The organism is Acinetobacter sp. YH12138 (assembly GCF_015218525.1).
Classification (GTDB): domain Bacteria; phylum Pseudomonadota; class Gammaproteobacteria; order Pseudomonadales; family Moraxellaceae; genus Acinetobacter; species Acinetobacter amyesii.
The window spans coordinates 2,947,909-2,967,079 of record NZ_CP048670.1; the positions used below are offsets into that span (position 1 = coordinate 2,947,909).

The 19,171-nt window shown below is 43.1% G+C and carries 15 protein-coding genes and 1 pseudogene; 13 read left to right on the forward strand and 3 right to left on the reverse strand.

The features are described from left to right. Positions 1-17 precede the first annotated feature (17 nt). A complete protein-coding gene (locus G0029_RS14335) occupies positions 18-989 on the reverse strand; it encodes a cation diffusion facilitator family transporter (RefSeq protein WP_180106807.1) in 972 nt (323 codons plus the stop codon). A 352-nt stretch (positions 990-1,341) separates the two neighbouring features. Here G0029_RS14335 and G0029_RS14340 point away from each other — a divergent pair, with 352 nt between their 5' ends. Beyond that, a complete protein-coding gene (locus tag G0029_RS14340; RefSeq protein WP_168378191.1) occupies positions 1,342-1,752 on the forward strand; it encodes an SEL1-like repeat protein in 411 nt (136 codons plus the stop codon). A 65-nt stretch (positions 1,753-1,817) separates the two neighbouring features. Here the strand turns inward: G0029_RS14340 and ettA are convergent, their stop codons facing one another. Next, positions 1,818-3,479, reverse strand: coding sequence for an energy-dependent translational throttle protein EttA (ettA, locus tag G0029_RS14345; RefSeq protein WP_180042172.1), 1,662 nt, complete (start codon positions 3,477-3,479; stop codon positions 1,818-1,820). A gap of 319 nt (positions 3,480-3,798) precedes the next feature. Here ettA and G0029_RS14350 point away from each other — a divergent pair, with 319 nt between their 5' ends. The 12 genes and pseudogenes from G0029_RS14350 (at position 3,799) to G0029_RS14405 (ending at position 18,179) form a co-directional block, all read left to right on the forward strand. Further along, positions 3,799-5,076 carry an O-acetylhomoserine aminocarboxypropyltransferase/cysteine synthase family protein gene (locus G0029_RS14350; protein ID WP_180106805.1) on the forward strand — a complete coding sequence of 426 codons (1,278 nt, stop codon included), beginning with the start codon at positions 3,799-3,801 and terminating at the stop codon, positions 5,074-5,076. Positions 5,077-5,477: 401 nt separating this feature from the next. Beyond that, positions 5,478-6,365, forward strand: a complete 888-nt coding sequence (locus tag G0029_RS14355; protein WP_180093103.1) for an SDR family NAD(P)-dependent oxidoreductase — start codon at positions 5,478-5,480, stop codon at positions 6,363-6,365. A gap of 102 nt (positions 6,366-6,467) precedes the next feature. Next, a pseudogene (locus tag G0029_RS14360) lies at positions 6,468-7,770 on the forward strand (FAD-dependent oxidoreductase). 96 nt (positions 7,771-7,866) lie between these two features. After that, positions 7,867-8,649 carry a bifunctional phosphoribosyl-AMP cyclohydrolase/phosphoribosyl-ATP diphosphatase HisIE gene (gene hisIE / locus G0029_RS14365; RefSeq protein WP_078189402.1) on the forward strand — a complete coding sequence of 261 codons (783 nt, stop codon included), beginning with the start codon at positions 7,867-7,869 and terminating at the stop codon, positions 8,647-8,649. Positions 8,650-8,658: 9 nt separating this feature from the next. After that, positions 8,659-10,161 (forward strand): UvrD-helicase domain-containing protein, encoded by a 1,503-nt coding sequence (locus G0029_RS14370; protein WP_111884125.1) that lies wholly within the window; start codon positions 8,659-8,661, stop codon positions 10,159-10,161. Between the two features lie 46 nt (positions 10,162-10,207). After that, positions 10,208-11,611, forward strand: coding sequence for an ATP-binding protein (locus G0029_RS14375; RefSeq protein WP_180106804.1), 1,404 nt, complete (start codon positions 10,208-10,210; stop codon positions 11,609-11,611). Positions 11,612-11,954: 343 nt separating this feature from the next. Further along, positions 11,955-14,795 carry a monovalent cation/H+ antiporter subunit A gene (locus G0029_RS14380; RefSeq protein ID WP_180106970.1) on the forward strand — a complete coding sequence of 947 codons (2,841 nt, stop codon included), beginning with the start codon at positions 11,955-11,957 and terminating at the stop codon, positions 14,793-14,795. Between the two features lies 1 nt (position 14,796). Continuing rightward, positions 14,797-15,162 carry a Na+/H+ antiporter subunit C gene (locus tag G0029_RS14385; protein ID WP_078189407.1) on the forward strand — a complete coding sequence of 122 codons (366 nt, stop codon included), beginning with the start codon at positions 14,797-14,799 and terminating at the stop codon, positions 15,160-15,162. After that, on the forward strand, positions 15,162-16,970 hold the full coding sequence (locus tag G0029_RS14390) for a monovalent cation/H+ antiporter subunit D (protein WP_180106802.1): 1,809 nt from the start codon (positions 15,162-15,164) through the stop codon (positions 16,968-16,970). The genes G0029_RS14385 and G0029_RS14390 overlap by 1 nt, the downstream gene beginning before the upstream one ends. Before the next feature lies 1 nt (position 16,971). Then, entirely contained in the window at positions 16,972-17,493 is a 522-nt protein-coding gene (locus G0029_RS14395) for a Na+/H+ antiporter subunit E (RefSeq protein WP_180106800.1), read from the forward strand. Beyond that, complete coding sequence (locus tag G0029_RS14400) at positions 17,490-17,765, forward strand: monovalent cation/H+ antiporter subunit F (protein WP_078192553.1); 276 nt, start codon at positions 17,490-17,492, stop codon at positions 17,763-17,765. The genes G0029_RS14395 and G0029_RS14400 overlap by 4 nt, the downstream gene beginning before the upstream one ends. Positions 17,766-17,777: 12 nt before the next feature. Continuing rightward, positions 17,778-18,179, forward strand: coding sequence for a Na+/H+ antiporter subunit G (locus G0029_RS14405; protein WP_111884120.1), 402 nt, complete (start codon positions 17,778-17,780; stop codon positions 18,177-18,179). On the opposite strand, the gene G0029_RS14410 is transcribed toward G0029_RS14405, so the two are convergent. Next, complete coding sequence (locus G0029_RS14410) at positions 18,145-19,104, reverse strand: tetratricopeptide repeat protein (RefSeq protein WP_180106798.1); 960 nt, start codon at positions 19,102-19,104, stop codon at positions 18,145-18,147. The genes G0029_RS14405 and G0029_RS14410 overlap by 35 nt on opposite strands. Between the last annotated feature and the right edge of the window lie 67 nt (positions 19,105-19,171).

Sequence of the window (19,171 nt, forward strand, 5' to 3'; positions counted from 1 at the left end):
TTTAAATTACATCAGCGTTAGTGCTGATGTGATTCATCATGAGAATGCGCGTGATCATCTTGATGATGCCCATGTGCATAATCAGAATTTTGGGTATGTTGGTGTACCACACATTCATCTTCTTCGATTTGTAATGTCATCTCCGTGATTCCATGTTCATGTTGCAACATCTCAATCGCCTCAAAATACAAGGCATTACGATCGGCTTCAGGTGCAAAGAGATGAACTGTCAAATGCACATTCTTTGATGTTATTGCCCAGACCTTTAACTGGTGAATACTCTCTACCCCATTGAGTGCCAATAAATCATTGCGTAATTTTTCTATGTCGATTTCTTCAGGCACGCCTTCCAATAAAATATTGATACTTTGTTTGAGTAAAATCCAAGTCCTTGGTAAGACCCAAAAGCCAATGAGCACCGCAATAAGCGTATCGACCCACATCCAGCCGGTAAAATAAATAATCGCTGCGCCAATAATCACACCGACCGAACCTAAGGCATCACTTAACACCTCTAGATACGCCCCTTTCACATTCAAGCTTTCTTGTGAACTGGAAAATAAAATTCGCATCGAGATTAAATTAATGATCAAACCAATAACCGCCACAATCATCATGCCCATACTTTGAATTTCCGGCGGCGTTGAAAAGCGCTGATAGGCCTCATACAAAATATAAATCGCCACCACAAATAGCATCAAGGCATTAAACAAGGCAGCCAAAATCTCAAAACGCTGATAGCCAAAGGTGCGTTTGTTGTCAGCGGGAAGCTTGCCAATTTTGATCGCGACCAATGCTATGGCAAGGGCTGCAGCATCGGTGAACATATGTGCCGCATCTGACAATAGCGCCAAACTTTGCGTCATAAATCCAGCAATGACTTCAACAATCAAAAATGTCGTGGTCAGTGCTAAGGCAAAACTTAATTTTTTGACATTCCCTTCTGTGACAACGGCATGGCTGTGGTCATGCCCATGATGCTCGCTCATTATTTTCTGACCTTTATAAATTATATGTTCTTCAGTCATGAGCTTAACAGGTGCAGCAAACGTAATAAAATTACATCATTCAGCCAGCAGCATTGCGTTTTACTCTCAAACTTTAAACTGCTTTTTCAGCATCTACTTTCAATTTATTAAAAATAATTTTTCGCAATCTAGATGACTGAAATTACTTATAAATATTTTTCAATACCTATTCACATATCATGACAAGCATGCTAATTTTCATCTTAAGTGTGATCTGTTTAAAACAATTAAATCATTCATCGCAGCGCACGAATGACTGCAATTAATATTTTTATTAATCAAGTGGTTATATTTAGCAACAAGGAGTTTAACAATGATGATACAAGCTCTGAAAAAAATCTATGCACTGTTGTCACAACAGATGAATCCAAAGTTGCAAGGAATGCACCTTTCGATTCCAGAAGCCGAGGGTGATTACGCCCAAGGGACTTATTTTGAAATTCTTGCGGCTCAACACCATCAAGACTTTCTCAGTCACCATACTATGGATTCAGCAGACCAATCCCCTACTGACTATCGCAATGCTATGTGGAATTTTTTAAGTGCCGCATTAAAAGGTCATAAAGATGCCCAATATCGCTTAGGTCTCGGTTATTTACGTGGAGAACTCGGCTTGGACCGTAATTATGAACTTGCAGAACTTTGGCTCAGTAAAGCTGCTGCACAAGGCCATGAACATGCAGACTACGTCTTACATCATGCCTATGAAGACATTGTCGTATAGTCATTTCATCCCAAGCAATAAAAAACCAGCCCGCAGGCTGGTTTTTTTTATTTTAAAACTGGAACTTAGTTGCCAATTTTGCGGTATTTTTGACGCTTTGCAACAAGGTCATCACCATCACGTTTACGACGGTATTCTTCAAATTCATGGTAGTTACCTGTAAAGAATTCAGGTGTTTCACCTTCAAATGACAAGATGTGCGTAGCAATACGGTCAAGGAACCAACGGTCATGCGAGATCACCATGACTGTACCCGGGAATACTAAAATGGCATCTTCAAGCGCACGTAAAGTTTCAATATCCAAGTCGTTTGACGGTTCATCGAGTAAGATGACGTTTGCACCCATTTGCAGGATTTTCGCAAGTTGTAAACGGTTACGTTCACCACCTGACAATTGACCTACACGTTTTTGCTGATCTTGACCTTTGAAGTTAAAGCGACCGATATACGCACGAGATGCAATTTCGTATTCACCAATTTTCAAGATATCTAAACCGCCAGAAACTTCTTCCCAAACAGTTTTGTTGTCATCTAAGGTGTCACGAATCTGACCAACATAAGCCACTTTAACAGACTCACCCAGTGTAACTGTACCTGTATCTGGTTGTTGTTCGCCTGTCATCATACGGAATAATGTGGTTTTACCCGCACCGTTTTCGCCCACGATACCTACAATTGCAGCAGGTGGTACAACGAACGATAAATCTTTATAAAGTGTACGGTCACCAAAGGATTTACTAATACCTTCAACTTCTACAACTTTATTACCTAGACGTGGACCAGGTGGAATATATATTTCAGACGTTTCATTACGCTGTTGGAATTCGCGTGAGTTAAGCTCTTCAAAACGCTCCATACGCGCTTTGTTTTTCTTTTGCTGACCTTTAGCATTTGAACGAACCCATTCAAGTTCTTTTTTCAATGCTTTAGCAAAAGATTCTTCTTGCTTCTGCTCTTGCTCTAAACGGGCATTTTTCTGCTCTAACCAAGAAGAGTAGTTGCCTTGGTATGGAATACCCATGCCGCGGTCAAGCTCAAGAATCCACTCTGCCACATTATCCAAGAAGTAACGGTCATGGGTAATCGCAACGATCGTACCAGGGAAGTCTTTCAAGAAACGTTCCAACCATGATACTGATGAAGCATCCAAATGGTTCGTTGGTTCATCTAGAAGTAACATGTCTGGTTTAGACAATAACAAACGGCAAAGTGCAACACGACGGCGCTCACCACCAGACAACTTAGATACATCTGCATCCCAAGCTGGAAGGTTCAACGCTGCAGCAGCCTGATCCATTTGGTTCACAATATTATGTGCATCCCATGAATGGATAATGGCTTCTAACTTCTCTTGTTCTTTTGCAAGTGCATCAAAGTCAGCATCTTCTGCTGCATATTCTGCAAACACTTCATCAAGACGCGCCAAAGCATCTAACGGCTCACGTAAACCGTCTTCAACGTTACCACGAACGTCTTTGCTTTCATCCAATGGCGGCTCTTGTTCAAGGTAACCAATTTTGATACCCGGTTGAGCACGTGCTTCACCTGAGAAATCTTTATCTACGCCCGCCATAATACGAAGCAAGGTAGATTTACCTGCACCGTTTAGACCAAGCACACCAATTTTTGCGCCTGGGAAAAATGATAAAGAGATGTCTTTCAGGATTTCGCGCTTAGGCGGAACCATCTTCGACACACGGTTCATCGTGTAAATATATTGGGCCACTTAGGACTCCTCAATAGTCAAAACATATACGGAACAACACAAAGTTGCCCCTGCTCAATTGAGCGAAAAAATAATCGGCTATTATACGCATAAAGTCGTGAAAAAATAAGGTTTCGCACACGCCTTCAATGCATTGTTACAAGTTTAATGGCGAACAAAATTTAAACATGCGTTTTTAAGCATAATTTCGCTCATCTTTAGCTGAAAATTTTTCAATAATATGAATAATTATGATATTCATTTTATAAATAAAGCACTTTTATTCATATATATAAGTGATAGACTATTTAAAAAATTAGCTCACTTAGATGATGTAATCATGACATATAAAGACGAAACTTTAGCAATTCACGCGGGGTATACCCCGGAAGCAACCACCAAAGCTGTTGCAGTTCCGATCTATCAAACAACATCATATTCGTTTGATAACACGCAGCATGGTGCTGATTTATTTGACTTAAAAGTTCAGGGTAATATTTATACCCGCATTATGAATCCAACTACCGCGGTACTTGAACAGCGTGTTGCAGCGCTCGAAGGCGGTATAGGCGCTTTGGCCTTAGCCTCTGGTATGGCGGCCATTACATATGCGATTCAAACCATTGCTGAAGCAGGCGACAATATCGCTTCAGTTTCGACCCTGTACGGCGGCACATATAACCTGTTTGCCCACACCCTGCCGAAACAAGGCATTGAAGTTCGCTTCTTTGATTATCAAAACCCTGAAGCGCTGCGTAGCCTCATCGATGAAAAAACTAAATTGGTCTTTGTCGAATCTATTGGTAACCCATTGGGCAATATTATTGACCTCGAAGCAATTTCGAAAATTGCGCATGAATTTGGCATACCTGTAGTCGTAGACAATACTGTGGCCACACCTGTTCTGCAAAAATCATTTGAATTTGGTGCCGACATCGTGGTGCACTCACTCACAAAATATATTGGCGGTCATGGTAATTCGATCGGTGGCATCATCGTCGATAGCGGCAAATTTCCTTGGGGCAAATACCCTGAACGCTTTAAATCACTCAACACCCCTGATCCAAGCTACCACGGGGTCAATTATGTCGAAGCCTTAGGTGACGCAGCCTACATCGCCCGTGCGCGCGTGGTCCCGCTGCGTAATACAGGCGCTGCGATCAGCCCGCATAGTGTATTTTTAATCTTACAAGGTTTGGAAACCTTAAGCCTGCGCATGGAGCGTCATACTGAAAATGCGCAAAAAGTGGCGGAATATTTACAAGCGCATCCAAAAGTAAAATGGGTCAACTACGCTGGCCTAAAAGACCATCCTCAGCATGCTTTGGCGCAAAAATATGTCAAAGGCAAACCATCTGCGATTCTTTCATTTGGAGTTCAAGATGGCCTTGCAGGCGGCACGCGTTTCATCGATGCGTTGCAGTTATTTACTCGCCTTGTGAATATTGGTGATGCCAAAAGTTTAGCTTGCCATCCTGCGACCACGACACATCGTCAGCTCAATGAAGATGAACTCAAAGCAGCCGGAGTCAGCATTGATATGGTTCGTTTATCGATTGGGATCGAGCATGCAGATGACTTGATTGCCGACTTAGAGCAAGCCTTAGCTGCTGTTTAAACCACAAGTGCACAATCCACAGGTCTTATTTTTAAGGCCTGTTTTTATTTCCATTTCAATTAAATAACCACCCCCACATTATCCGCCTTTCAATTTTGCGCATCTATGGCCCTGCTTCTATATTTATTTACAATTTTATTTATCTTGAAAATCGACTTTTTTACGTTGCAACGATGTGGATAAAAGCACTTCTCTTTCACATATTTATGTGTTAAAAAATGAGTAAATAGGGATTTTAATTTAGAGTAAAAACTCTAAATATTATTTTATTATCAATTACTTATCATATGGCTTTTTTTTAATAAAACGCTATCATACCGCTGACTTAAAACAGCCCTGCACATAGCATTGTCGGGCCGATAAATGAATACAATAAAACTGATTTAACAGGGAACCTCATCGTGAATTCAAGACTTGAGAAACGTTTCGTTGACCGTGTCAACGGCAAGACCATTTTAATCACCGGTGCATCAAGTGGTATCGGTTTAACCACAGCGCATCGCCTTGCCAACGCAGGCGCACATGTTCTATTGGTTGCACGTACCAAAGAAACGCTTGATGCCGTAAAAGCTGAAATTGAAGCCACTGGCGGTAAAGCTGATGTTTTCCCATGTGACCTCAATGATATGGAATCCATTGATGCTGTGGCACAACGAATCCTCGCTTCCGTCGATCATATTGACATCTTAATTAATAACGCTGGCCGTTCTATTCGCCGTGCCGTGCATGAATCAACTGATCGTTTCCATGATTTTGAACGCACCATGCAGCTTAACTATTTTGGCGCGGTACGTTTGGTGATGAACCTGTTGCCAAAAATGATGATTCGTCGTGAAGGTCATATCATTAATATCAGCTCGATTGGTGTATTGGCCAATGCAACGCGCTTCTCTGCGTATGTTGCATCTAAAGCCGCATTAGATGCTTTCAGTCGTTGCCTAAGTGCTGAAGTTCACTCGCATAATATTGCCATCACGTCGGTATATATGCCATTGGTGCGCACACCAATGATCGCCCCAACCAAAATTTATAAATACGTACCAACCCTTTCTCCAGAACAAGCAACTGACCTGATTGCCTATGCCATCGTGAAACGTCCGAAGAAAGTGGCGACCAATTTGGGCCGTTTGGCTTCGATCACCTACTCCATTGCTCCTGACATTAATAACAAACTCATGTCGATTGGTTATAACCTGTTCCCAAGCTCTTCAGCGTCTATTGGTAAGCAAGAAAAACTCAATTGGGTACAAAAAGCATATGCTCGCCTATTCCCTGGTGAACACTGGTAAGACCTGACTCACCCTTTAAAAAGCCCTTTTGAGGGCTTTTTTATTGGGTTTTATGCAGCATCGTTGCTACATTGGGCTGAGATAAAATCAACTTTTATAACAATGAAAACTCAAAATATTGCCATCATCGGTGCAGGTACGGCAGGATTGGCTGCTGCAGCAATGCTTGCTAATCAAGGCCATCAAATCTGCTTATATGAAAAAGTCTCACAACTTGAACCTGTGGGCGCGGGATTATTATTACAACCCGCCGGGCTGGCGGTTTTCGAACATTTAGGCATTTTGGAACATGCCTTAAGCCTAGGTGCTGTGGTAACAGGTCTGGAAGGTCAACTGGCTGGCGGCGACTTGCTGATAAACAGTCATTATCGACAAGCCGATGAACGTTCATATGGACTCGGCATTCACCGTGCCACGCTCTGTCATGTCCTCGCATCCAAAGTCGGTGAATATCCTCAACACGTTGAGTGGTGTATGGCGCATGAAGTGCATGAACTTCAAGAATCCAGTGAGGGTATAAACGTAATTGGGCAGTCCGCAGATCAATCTTTTCAACGTCAGTTTGATCTCGTGCTGATCGCCAATGGTGCACGCAGCCATTTACGCCCTAATGCATGGGAAAAGCTCAACCAAGCCTATCCTTGGGGGGGCGAAGTGGATCATCGTGCCTGAATGCGAAGTACTCAATCCGCAGATCTTGCATCAGTTCTATGACCGTTCCAATATCATGATGGGTGTGATGCCAACGGGAGCAATTCCAACGCAGCCTGAACAGCGCCTTTCGAGCATTTTCTGGAGTTTGCCTACAGAAGATTTAGAGGGATTCTTAAAAACCAAGAACGCACAGCAGCAATGGTTGCTTGAAGTTTCAAAACGCTGGCCGAGTGTTGCAGAATGGTTAGCGCATGTGATTCTACATCCAGATGATCCGCAGCAATGGCTATCTGCCAATTATCGTGATGTGGTGCTGAGCAAACTTGGTGAAGGTCGTATCGGCATATTAGGCGATGCTGCTCATGCCATGAGTCCACAGCTTGGACAAGGCGCCAATATGGCTTTGCTCGATGCATGGGCCATCAGTCAAGCTCTGCTTCAATATCAACAGGACTCCTCACTGCAAAACCTCTGGCAGGAGTATCATCAGCTACGGTTGTCCTCCGTGCGATTTTACCAATTTTTTAGTCGCTTGCTGACTCCTTTTTATCAATCACATCATCGCTGGACAGCACCGCTCCGTGATTTTTCATTTCGTGCTATGTATCAGCTGCCGTTTTTCCGCAAAGAAATGGCGATTACGATTTCCGGCTTAAAAACGGGTGCATTTGGGCACATGAATTATGCTGACATTGCCCGAAAGCCTGCAGATGATTCTGCGGCTGAACTGCGCAATTTAAAATTTGATTAAGAATTAACTCCCCATCATTCTCTTGATGGCTTACACTATAGTGCTGCTCAAATGCTGCGGCATTTATTTTTTGATTTTTGAATTGGTGAAATCCTCATGAACAACCTGCAATGGCTCGATGAAGTAAAATTTAACGAACAAGGCTTAGTGCCTGCTATTGCACAGCATCATCAAAGCGGGCGCGTATTGATGGTGGCATGGATGAACCGTGAAGCCTTGGCGCAAACTGCAGAAAAAAATCAGGCGGTGTACTTTTCACGTTCACGCAATAAGCTATGGCACAAAGGTGAAGAATCTGGCCATTTCCAAACCGTACATGAAATCCGCTTGGACTGTGATGCTGACGTGATTGTGCTACAAATTGAACAGCATGGCGGCATTGCCTGCCATACCGGCCGTGAGTCATGCTTCTACCGCAAGCTTACTGCCAATGGCTGGGAAATTGTCGATGCGCAATTGAAAGATCCGGCTGCAATTTATGGTGCAAAATCAGCAAATCCACATACTCTTGCGATGAATGCATCCAATGCGCAATCTGAGCAAGTCGAAGTACTCGACTACTTAGGTAAAATGATGGCTGAACGCAAACAAGCTGATCCTGAGTCCTCTTATGTGGCAAAGCTTTACCATAAAGGCCTGAATAAAATCTTAGAAAAAATCGGTGAAGAAAGTGTTGAAACCATCATTGCCGCTAAAGATTTCAAAATCGAAGCCAATGAAGACAACAAAAACGATTTGATTTACGAAGTAGCAGACCTTTGGTTCCATACCATTGTGATGTTGGGTTATTTCGATATTGATCCTCAATTGGTACTTAACGAACTCGCTCGTCGTCAAGGCCTTTCCGGTTTGGTTGAAAAAGCCAACCGTCAGCACTAAGACGCAACCGTGCCAGATCTTAAAAAACCGACCGCGACCTATGAGCAGGCCACTGCCATAGATAACGCACGTCTTGGTAAATCATTTAAAGTGATTGCCTATGCTGGCACAGGTAAAACAACCACACTGCAAATGATCAGTGATGCCATGCCTCAGCGGCGTGGCATGTACTTGGCCTTTAACAAAGCCATTGCCACCGAAGCACAGAATCGTTTTCATCAAAATGTCGACTGTCGAACCTTCCACTCATTGGCTTATCGTAGTGTTCCACGTGGAGTGACTGACAAACTGCGTCTACCACGTTTAAGTCCGAGCTTTATTGCCAAAGAATATCGACTAGAACCGATCACCTTACGTCGTATGATGGGCGGTCGTTATGAAAAATATGTACTCATGCCTTCGCGTTTGGCAAGTCTGGTGGCAAACGCTGTCAGTTATTTCTGTTCGACCAGTTCGCAATACCCTGCCCCACGACATCTACAAGCACCGAGTTGGCTGCATCCGGACGATATCGAAAGCTTACAAAAGCATTTGTATCCTGCCATTGAACGTCGTTGGTTAGAGTCGATTGATCCGAACCATGCAGCAGGGATTGGACACGATATTTATTTAAAACTTTGGGCTTTGTCTGAACCGAATATTCCTGCGGATTATGTGCTGTTCGATGAAGCTCAAGATGCTGACCCGCTAATGCTAGGGATTTTACTGAAACAGCGGAATACTCAAGTCATCTATGTTGGCGATGCGCATCAACAAATTTATGCATGGCGTGGCGCAGTCAATGCCATGCAGCAACTCCCTTTACCTGAATCCCGTTTAACCACGTCATTCCGTTTTGGTGAAGAAATTGCCTTGAATGCCAATGCTCTACTGGGCGCATTGAACGAAACCGTGCCGTTATTGGGTAATCCGCAGCTCAACTCTAAAGTGGTCAATAAACCACATACCAAGATGCGCGATGCCATTTTATGTCGTACCAATGCACGTGCGATGGAACTGTTATTGGCGGGTTTGGTTAAGGGCGAAAAAGTTAGCCTGCAAGCAGATCATGCGCGACTCAATCGTTTTGTCGATGCTGCAGCCATGCTCAAGCAAGGCAAACGCGTAGTCGATGTCCCAGAGCTTGCGTGGTTTAACTCATGGCATGATGTGCATGAATATTGTGAAACCAATGACGGCAGCGATATTAAACCGCTAGTGAAGTTGGTCGATGACCACGGTACTGACCCACTGAAAAAGGCGCTGGCGAAAATCACCCCGATTGATCAAGCCGACTACATCATCTCGACCGCCCATAAAGCCAAAGGTTTAGAATGGGATCGGGTACATATTGAAGATGACTACCAATTTAAGCTCAACGATAAAGATTATAAAATTAGTGACGAAGAGTTACGGTTACTTTACGTGGCTTGCACACGTGCTAAAGTAAGTTTAAATATCCATCATATTTATGACTTGATGCAGCACTTAAAACGTCAAATGCCCAAATCTTTGGCACAAGCGGTCAGCTAGTATGATGAAAAAGGTGAATAAACAATAAATCAGTAAAAGGTGCACCATGAAATTACAATCGATCCAACTCAAGCACACCCTTCATTTTACTGATATCACCCTCAATTTTAATTACCACGATCTGCCGATCACCTTAATTTTGGGTGATCAAAGTTCTGGAAAAACCTCCCTACTACGCTTTAGTTATCAGGCCCTCACTTGGTTCGCTGCACGTTATAAAGATTTACGCACCGCAGGCGTGGTAATGCTCGATCAAGACATCATGTTAAATCGCCTGCAATCGAAACTTGATATTCAAGTCAGTTTTCCCGAAGACATTGGCTCATTTCAGCTTTCAAGTGATCAACAAGACCAAGACCCACAATGTTGTTCATGGCAATTGTACAAAACCTTAAACAGTCAAGGCGTCGGCCTCAGTAAGGCCGAAACACAGCAATTAGAATCGATGGTTGCGCTGTATCAAAAAGCCCTCAAAGCCGATCCGTTACAAGGGTTGCCACTCATTGCTTATTACCCTGCTGAACGTTTCGTCAACGATGTGAATATTCTCAATAAAAATAATCCTGCTATTTTTCAGCCTTCGCATGCTTATGAAATATCGGCCATTCCCTTTACCACGTTTATTCGTTTTTTTGAATGGTTTCGAGAAATATCCGACATTGAAAATGCGCAAAGTGCCGAATTAATTCAAAATTTATTACATCCTAAAACCCAAGCCGATATACCCAACGCATCTGACACGCCACTTTTTGGACAAAAACTGGCGCAAGCTCAGGCCGATCTACACGCGCCGTCACTCAGATCATTAAAACAAGCCTTAGAGACCGTGTTGCCCGATGTGAGCAATATTTATCTGCAATATCACCCCAAATTACAGTTAATGGTCTGCTATCAAGGCAAAGACATGTTATTTCAACAGCTGTCAAATAGTGTGCGCAACCTTGTGGCCTTAATTGGTGATATTGTGCGTCGCCTCTGTCTGCTCAATCCTCATAGCTTATATCCTTGCCAAGAAGGTGACGGTATTTTATTAATCGACGCCATAGACCACCAACTCGATCAAAACATGACTCAAGTGATTTTGACCCGTTTAAATCAAGCGTTTCCACGACTCCAAATCATTGCCAGCGGCAACCGTCCTGAACTGATGGAACAAGCTTCTCGCTTTCAGTGCTTACAATTACAGAATAAAAAGCTCAGTGAGATTCAGCCTGAAAAACTACAAGAAACCTATGATCAAATTTATCAGCAGTTGCAACTCGGATCTAAACCATCGCTTCCACCTAAAACTGAAGAGACTGAATTAAATGAGCCGCTGAACCATCCGGATACCATCCAGCACATGTTGCAATTAATTCAGACACAACTGACCGAGCAACAGCAACAAGAATTGGTTAGGGCTTTATCACAGCGAGGTGATCAGGACGTTACAATCCAACCACTGAGTTAAAAATACTGAGGCTGATTGGCTGAGTATAATACACCGACTCGATGTTTAAATATTCAGCAACAAGGCCGCAATAGATGTCTAGACAGTTTCGTCAGGCGTATAATATGTAAGTGGTTCATAAAAAAGATTGATGTTGTTTTACGCATGTAATATGATCGGTTTTATTTGCAATTTTCATAGTAACATCGGAAATTGCTATCGCTTCACGAGTTGCGCAACACAGCTTGTTTTTAATTTTTTTTGACACACATGGCTTTCAAGATTGAATTTTTGGACTGCTCTTTGCTGTCCTGTAATCCTTGAAAGATGAAATACACCTAGGTTTCACCGCCTAATCATGACAATGGATACGAGTGTGCTACCGATTATTATATTGTTACCGTTAATACTAGGCACAACACTTGTCTCGTGGTTGAAGCAATTCTCTCGCGGGGTAACAGCTTTAGGGGCGATTGGCGTCAGCCTCAGCAGTTTAGTTTTATTATTGAGTCAGGCTCAAAATGTATTTAATGGCAAAACCGTCATTCAAACATGGCCATGGCTCACTCAAGTTGGCATTGATTTCAGTTTCCGCCTCGATGCACTGGGCTTATTGTTTTCCCTGCTCATTACCGGGATCGGCACCTTAATTTATATCTATGCCTACTATTATTTAAGTCCAAAGAATTCGCTCAGTAAACTATATGTTTTATTGATGCTGTTCATGGCTGCCATGCTCGGCATTTCATTGTCTAATAATTTAATTTTATTGCTTATTTTCTGGGAACTTACCAGCATTTCATCTTTCCTTTTGGTTGGTTATTGGAGTAATTACGACGCAGCTCAGCGTGGCTCTCGAATGGCTTTGACCATTACAGGTATGGGTGGTTTATGTATGCTGGGTGGTTTTGTTCTGTTGGCGCAAATCACGGGCACCTATCAGATTGATCAAATCCTAACCATGAGTAGCCAAATTCAGCAGCACTCGCTTTTTGTACCCACACTGCTATTAATATTAATGGGAGCATTTACTAAAAGTGCGCAGTTCCCTTTCCATTTTTGGTTGCCAAATGCTATGGCGGCACCGACCCCCGTCTCGGCCTATTTACATTCTGCCACGATGGTGAAAGCCGGAATTTTCCTGCTTGCACGCTTATTACCGATTTTTGCAGGCGCTACGTTGTATCACAACTTGGTCACCTTTATTGGCTTATTTACCTTATGTATGGCAGCATTCTTTGCCATTTTCAAAGAAGATTTAAAAGGGCTTTTGGCCTATTCCACCATCAGCCATTTAGGTCTGATCGTTTGCTTACTGGGGATCGGTTCTCCCCTCGCAGTTGCGGCTGCCATTTTCCATATCATTAATCATGCGACCTTCAAAGCAGCCCTATTTATGATCGCGGGGATTATTGACCACGAATCAGGCACACGTGATTTACGAAAACTCTCTGGTTTATGGCAATTACTTCCGTTTACCGCAACGCTAACCATGATCACTGCAGCCTCTATGGCAGGTGTCCCATTAACCAATGGTTTCCTCTCTAAAGAGATGTTCTTTACTGAGCTTTTAGCCAATCTGACTGGGCCTATGATGATCGTATCAGCCATCATTGCCACCTTTGCCGGTATCTTTGCTGTCGCGTATTCAGTACGTTTAGTTCACGGGGTGTTTTTTGATGGTCCACTGGGGAAAGAAATTCCCAATAAAGAAGCACATGAACCACCGTTTGGTATGCGCGCACCAGCAACATTACTGGCTGCTTTATGTATTTTAGTTGGATTATTCCCTGCCCTATTGGTTGAGCATATAGTCAACAGCACAGCACGTGCGAGTATTCAAAACCCTGCGTTTGAAGGTACACATTTAGCGCTTTGGCATGGTTTAAATGCACCGCTTTTGATGAGTGTAATAGCACTATTGGGTGGTTTAATTTTCTACTTCGCATTGGCAAAGGGCGGCAAATTACGCCGGATCGACTTAGATCCATTTTTGGGTCGTTTGCAAGGTAAAGTGCTGTTCGACTTATTTTTAAAATATCTTTTACTCAGCTCAAGAAAATTTCGTCGCTTTACTGAAAACGGCAAATTACAAAGCTATGTATTGTGGATTTTAATTTTTAGTGTAGCCATCGTCATCGTTCCATTTTGGCTGCAAGGCATCGGGACAGGCAGTCGTGAACTGGTACATGCACCGGTCATCGCGATCGTTCTGTGGCTATTATTATTCTCTGCATGTTGGATGATGCTTTGGTTCCACCATGAACGTATTAAAGCCGTCCTCATCAGTGGTGCAGTCGGTCTAGTTGTGACCATGGTGTTTATCTGTTTCTCCGCTCCCGATTTGGCGTTAACACAGATTACTGTTGACGTGGTGACCACCGTGCTCTTACTCATGAGCTTATCGTTATTACCACAGCTCACCCCTTATGAGTCGAGCGTGTCACGTCGTTGGCGAGATGCAATAATTGCGATTATTGTAGGTCTAGGGATTGCATGGATTTCATGGTTGATCATGACCCGTGATCACAATTCCATTTCATGGTTCTTCATGCAGCAGTCTATCCCACTTGGTGGTGGTACTAATGTGGTCAACGTGATCTTGGTGGACTTCCGTGGTTTCGATACCTTTGGTGAAATTACCGTACTGGGAATTGCTGCAATTGGTACGCTATGCATGATGGATGGTATGCGTGCTCATGGCACCACCATTACGCAAGGTCTGACCTATCGTTTTAATCCGTCGCCACTGATGTTCCGTATTACCTCATCTTGGATTTTGCCTTTGGCCTTGGTGGTCAGTCTGTATATTTTCCTACGAGGTCACAACTTACCAGGCGGTGGCTTTATTGCAGGTTTAATTACCTCTTTAGCCTTAGTGATTCAATATATCGCGCTCGGTCAAGACCGTGCTGAACAATTGATTGGTGCAAAATCAGGTCGCTTATATGAAGTGTGGATTGGTATTGGTTTAACCATTGCAGGTCTGACAGGGATTGCTGCTTGGCTATGGGGCCGTCCATTCCTAACCAGTGCCCATATCTATGTCTCACCACCCATTTTAGGTGAAATGCACCTTGCCTCCGCTGCCCTATTCGACACAGGTGTCTACATCACTGTTGTGGGCGCGACGATGTTAATGATTTCCGTCTTAGGCGACTCGCGTCACTCGAGTATGTCTGGTCCAGTTCCAAGAGGCGAATAAGATGATTAGTTTAGAATTTTTACTCGCTTCAGCCATTGGCTTACTGACCGCAACAGGGGTATACCTGATTTTGCGGGCACGTACCTTTCCTGTCGTGCTGGGTTTAGCCATGATTGGCTATGCCGTCAACTTATTTTTATTTGTCATGGGGCGTATTCATGTCAACGCACCAGCTGTGTTAACTGAAACCACCAAAGCAACCGATCCTTTACCGCAAGCCTTGGTCCTGACCGCCATTGTGATTGGCTTTGCGACCACTGCGTTTATCGTACAATTGGCTCTGCGTAGCCGCTATGAAACCGGAACAGATCATGTGGACTCCAAAGAAGAAATACCGCAAATTGACCCGCGGGAGGATGAGCCATAATGCATGACTTCATCCAATTTTGGACTACCCACAGCCCGATTTTCAGTATTTTAATTCCTGCAATTACTGCATTTATTTTAGTCCTGTTGGGCAACCCCGGCTCTGGCTCGTTGGCAGATGACTGGCGACAACCTTGGCGGCGTGGAATCAGCTATGTTTCTGGCATCCTTGGGCTGATCACATCTATCAGTTATTTGATGATCGCCAGCTCTGGCCAAGTCTTGGTTTATAACCTGAGTGAATGGGCCGCACCGTTTGGTATTGTCTTAGTTCTAGATCGACTCTCAGCATTCATGTTGGTGTTGACTTATGGTCTTGCTGTGCCAGTGATGTGGTTTGCAAGCAAAGAATGGGATGAGCGTGGTCGTTATTTCCATGCCATGTGCCATTTCTTACTGATGGGTTTGTGTGGTGCGTTCCTGACAGGCGATTTATTTAACCTATTTGTGTTCTTTGAAATCCTGTTGATGGCATCGTACGTTTTGCTCTTACACGGCCAAGGCAAAGCACGTTTTCAATTGGGGATTCATTACGTCACCATTAACCTATTTGCCTCTGCCCTCTTCCTGATCGGACTCGGGATGATTTATGGCAGTGTAGGTAGCTTAAATATGGCAGATGTTGCACGACTGATGCCTTTGCTTGAAGCGGATCAACATCGTATTGCTGTAGCTGGTGCATTGTTACTGTTTACCGTCTTTGGCATCAAGGCAGCAATGCTGCCTGTAGGGTTCTGGTTACCAAAGACCTATGCTGTGGCAACCACTCCCGTTGCAGCCTTGTTCACCATTATGACCAAGGTCGGCATCTATGCCATTCTCCGTGTTAATGGCACTGTGTTTGACGATGGGATTAGCCGTGAAATCTTACAGCAGTGGCTATTACCGATTGGTTTAGTGACGTCGCTCTATGGTGCTTATGGTGCAATCGGAACGGATCGTTTACGTCGTTTTGTCGGTTTTATGATTTTGTCTTCTATCGGCACAATATTGGTTGCGATTTCACTCTTTAATACGGATGCATGGGCTGCAGGACTTTATTACCTGATTCACAGTACCATTATTGGTGCTGCTTTTTATATTCTATCGGGTTGGATTACCTCACAACGCGGCGAATTTAAAGATCATTTTAAAATTGCGCCCCGTATGAAACAGCATAATACAGTTGCTGTCTGCTATTTCATCATTGCGTTGATGATGGCTGGTCTACCACCCTTTAGCGGCTTTTTGGGTAAAGTATTTATCTTACAAGCCACAGCCAATTCACCTTACCAAATCATGATTATTTTAATTGTTTTGTTGGTGAGTTTACTCAGTATCATGGCATTTACCCGCGTTGGTTTTGTACTTTTCTGGCGTTCATCTCGTCCAGAAGATGATATTGATACTGAAGAATATCAACGTTATCAGGCTTTGCCGAATAAGGCTCCGCTACGCAATGACAAGACCATTTATCTACTATTAACAGCGCTTGTGGGATATATGGTCTTTGCTGCACCAATCTATGACTATACCTACAAGACTGCGCAGCAAATTCAAGACAACCCATTATATGAATCGTTGCTATTGAAAAAGGATAAAGAAGATCAAATTATCAGTGTTCAACCTTATGATCCTGAAAATTTACCTGAAACCAAATATGGTGGCGAATCAGCGGATCCAAATGCACACCTCATCCCTGCATTGATTGCGCCTGAAACCCTAAATGGCGAACATATTTCTGAATATAAGCAACGCCAAATTCAGGGACAGCAACAAGAAGAAAAATTGCCTGAAGAGACCCAGCTGAAACCGATGGAGGTACCTTAATATGGCGACAATATCTTTATTTAATCGCTGGTTTCCGCATCCATTGGTATCAGTCATGGTTGGTCTGAGCTGGGTGATGTTAGCGCACAGTTTAGATGCGGCCACACTCTGCATGGCCTTGATTTTAGCCATTGTTATTCCGCGAATGGTTCGCCCTTTTATTGATCGAACACCGAATATCAACTGGCTGGCAGCATGTAAATTATTCTTTGTGGTGTTATGGGATATTATTGTCAGCAATATCCATGTTGCAAAACTCGTCCTTGGTCCGACACATAAATTGCATCCGAAATGGTTCCGTGTTCCTCTCGATACACAGCATGAAGAAGTCAATTCTCTGCTTGCGATGATCATCACCACGACACCCGGTACGGTGTCTGCCGGAATTGACCAAGACCGTGGTGATATTTTGGTCCATGCGCTGAGCACGGATGATCCTGAAGCAGAAATTCAAACCATTAAAGAGCGCTATGAGCGCCCTCTCATCCTTATTTTTGGCGCTGATACAGGAGAGTCTGCATGACAATTTTACCTTATGCGCTTGGCATTTGTTTAGTTGCGGTGACGATCTCGATGTTACTGTGCCTCATCCGCTTGGTGATGGGACCCTCAGTTGTGGACCGACTACTTGCTTTAGATACTTTGTTCTTAAATGCCACCTGCTTAATCGTCATTTTAGGTATTTATTGGGCAAGTACATCAATGTTTGAAGGGGCTTTATTGGTTGCCATGCTGGGGTTTGTATCTACAGCTGCTTTAGCGCGTTATTTCACTACTGGCCACGTCATCGACTAGGAGTCCTTTAATATGCAATTAGTCATGGAAATTTTGGTCTCGATTTTTTTGGTGATTGGTGCTTTCTTCATGTTGGTCGGCGGTATTGGCATGGTTCGCCTACCCGACTTATTTATGCGTCTACACGCACCGACTAAATCAAGCACCTTAGGTTTAGGAAGTTTTCTAATTGCTGCAATTATTTATGCAGCATTTCAAGGGCGTTTTGGATTTGCAGAAATCCTGATCACGCTTTTTGCTTTTATCACTGCACCGGTTTCTGCAAACCTCATGGCACAAGCCGCATTACATTTACGACTGCGCTCGATGAGTGGTGATGCACCAGAAGCGCTTAATCGCCCTCTTCCTTGGCAGCGAACTCGGCGCCGTGCATTTCACTCTAAACGCCATTCAAAACCGGAGGATCTGGATTAAATCTAGATCCAGTTTGATTATCCCTTATAGCCCAAAAATCTTTAATTTTCATCCATAATTTCTCAATTACATTCCCTTGAGCCATATATTGCAAACGTTTTTGGTTATAAGGTGTTTTTTTTAAACCATACTGCCTAGCTAAATCAATCAGTAAGTTAGTCTCAAAACTACTTTGAAAATTGTTATACCAGCCAGGCTGATTCTGGCTCATCTCAAGATTCGCCAATTCATAAAACAGCTGTGCCATCACGGCATCCTGTCTTGAAACAAAATTCTTCCGCTCACTGATTTGTAAGCTGACCTGTTCTCGTATAGCATCGTATTCCGCTGTTGTGGGTTTGCGCTGATCACTCCAATGTCCATCAGGAACATAGCCTGTTCCATAATGTACATTTAACAATGGATATTCATGAAAATATTTTGGTGTCGCGCGCTTGGTTTTGGCTTCTAAAATATTCAGATGAATCCATTCACTTCCAAGGTGAATCGTTGGATCACGTTTCATACCTTCAGCAATCCATCTTTTGGCCTGTGGAATATTGCCAATCAACTCATATGCAGTACCTAAATTCACTGCAGTCTTTGGTAAACCTGGATGCTCTTTTTCAATTTCATTTAAAACCATAATGGCTAAATCGTATTTACCTGCATAAATCTGATGTACGGCATAATCATTTTCTGCCTGATAGTCTATTGGGCTAGGATACCTTGATACAAAGTTATTCAATTTCTCGTCATGATGTTCTTCGCGTTGATTTTCTTTTTGTGAATCAGATGTATAAAAATCTTCTACATAGGTATTTAAACATGCCCAACTTGGCATAGTAATAAATAATGCGCTACTCAAAAGGATTATTTTTTTCAATTCATTATTTTTACAGATTGGCGGATTAAATATCATGTTCGACCTGTCTTTCATTGGCATATTATAATTTTAAAGTGATTGAATTTTTTAAATTACCGTTATTCAAACATAAAAAAGCCACCCAAAG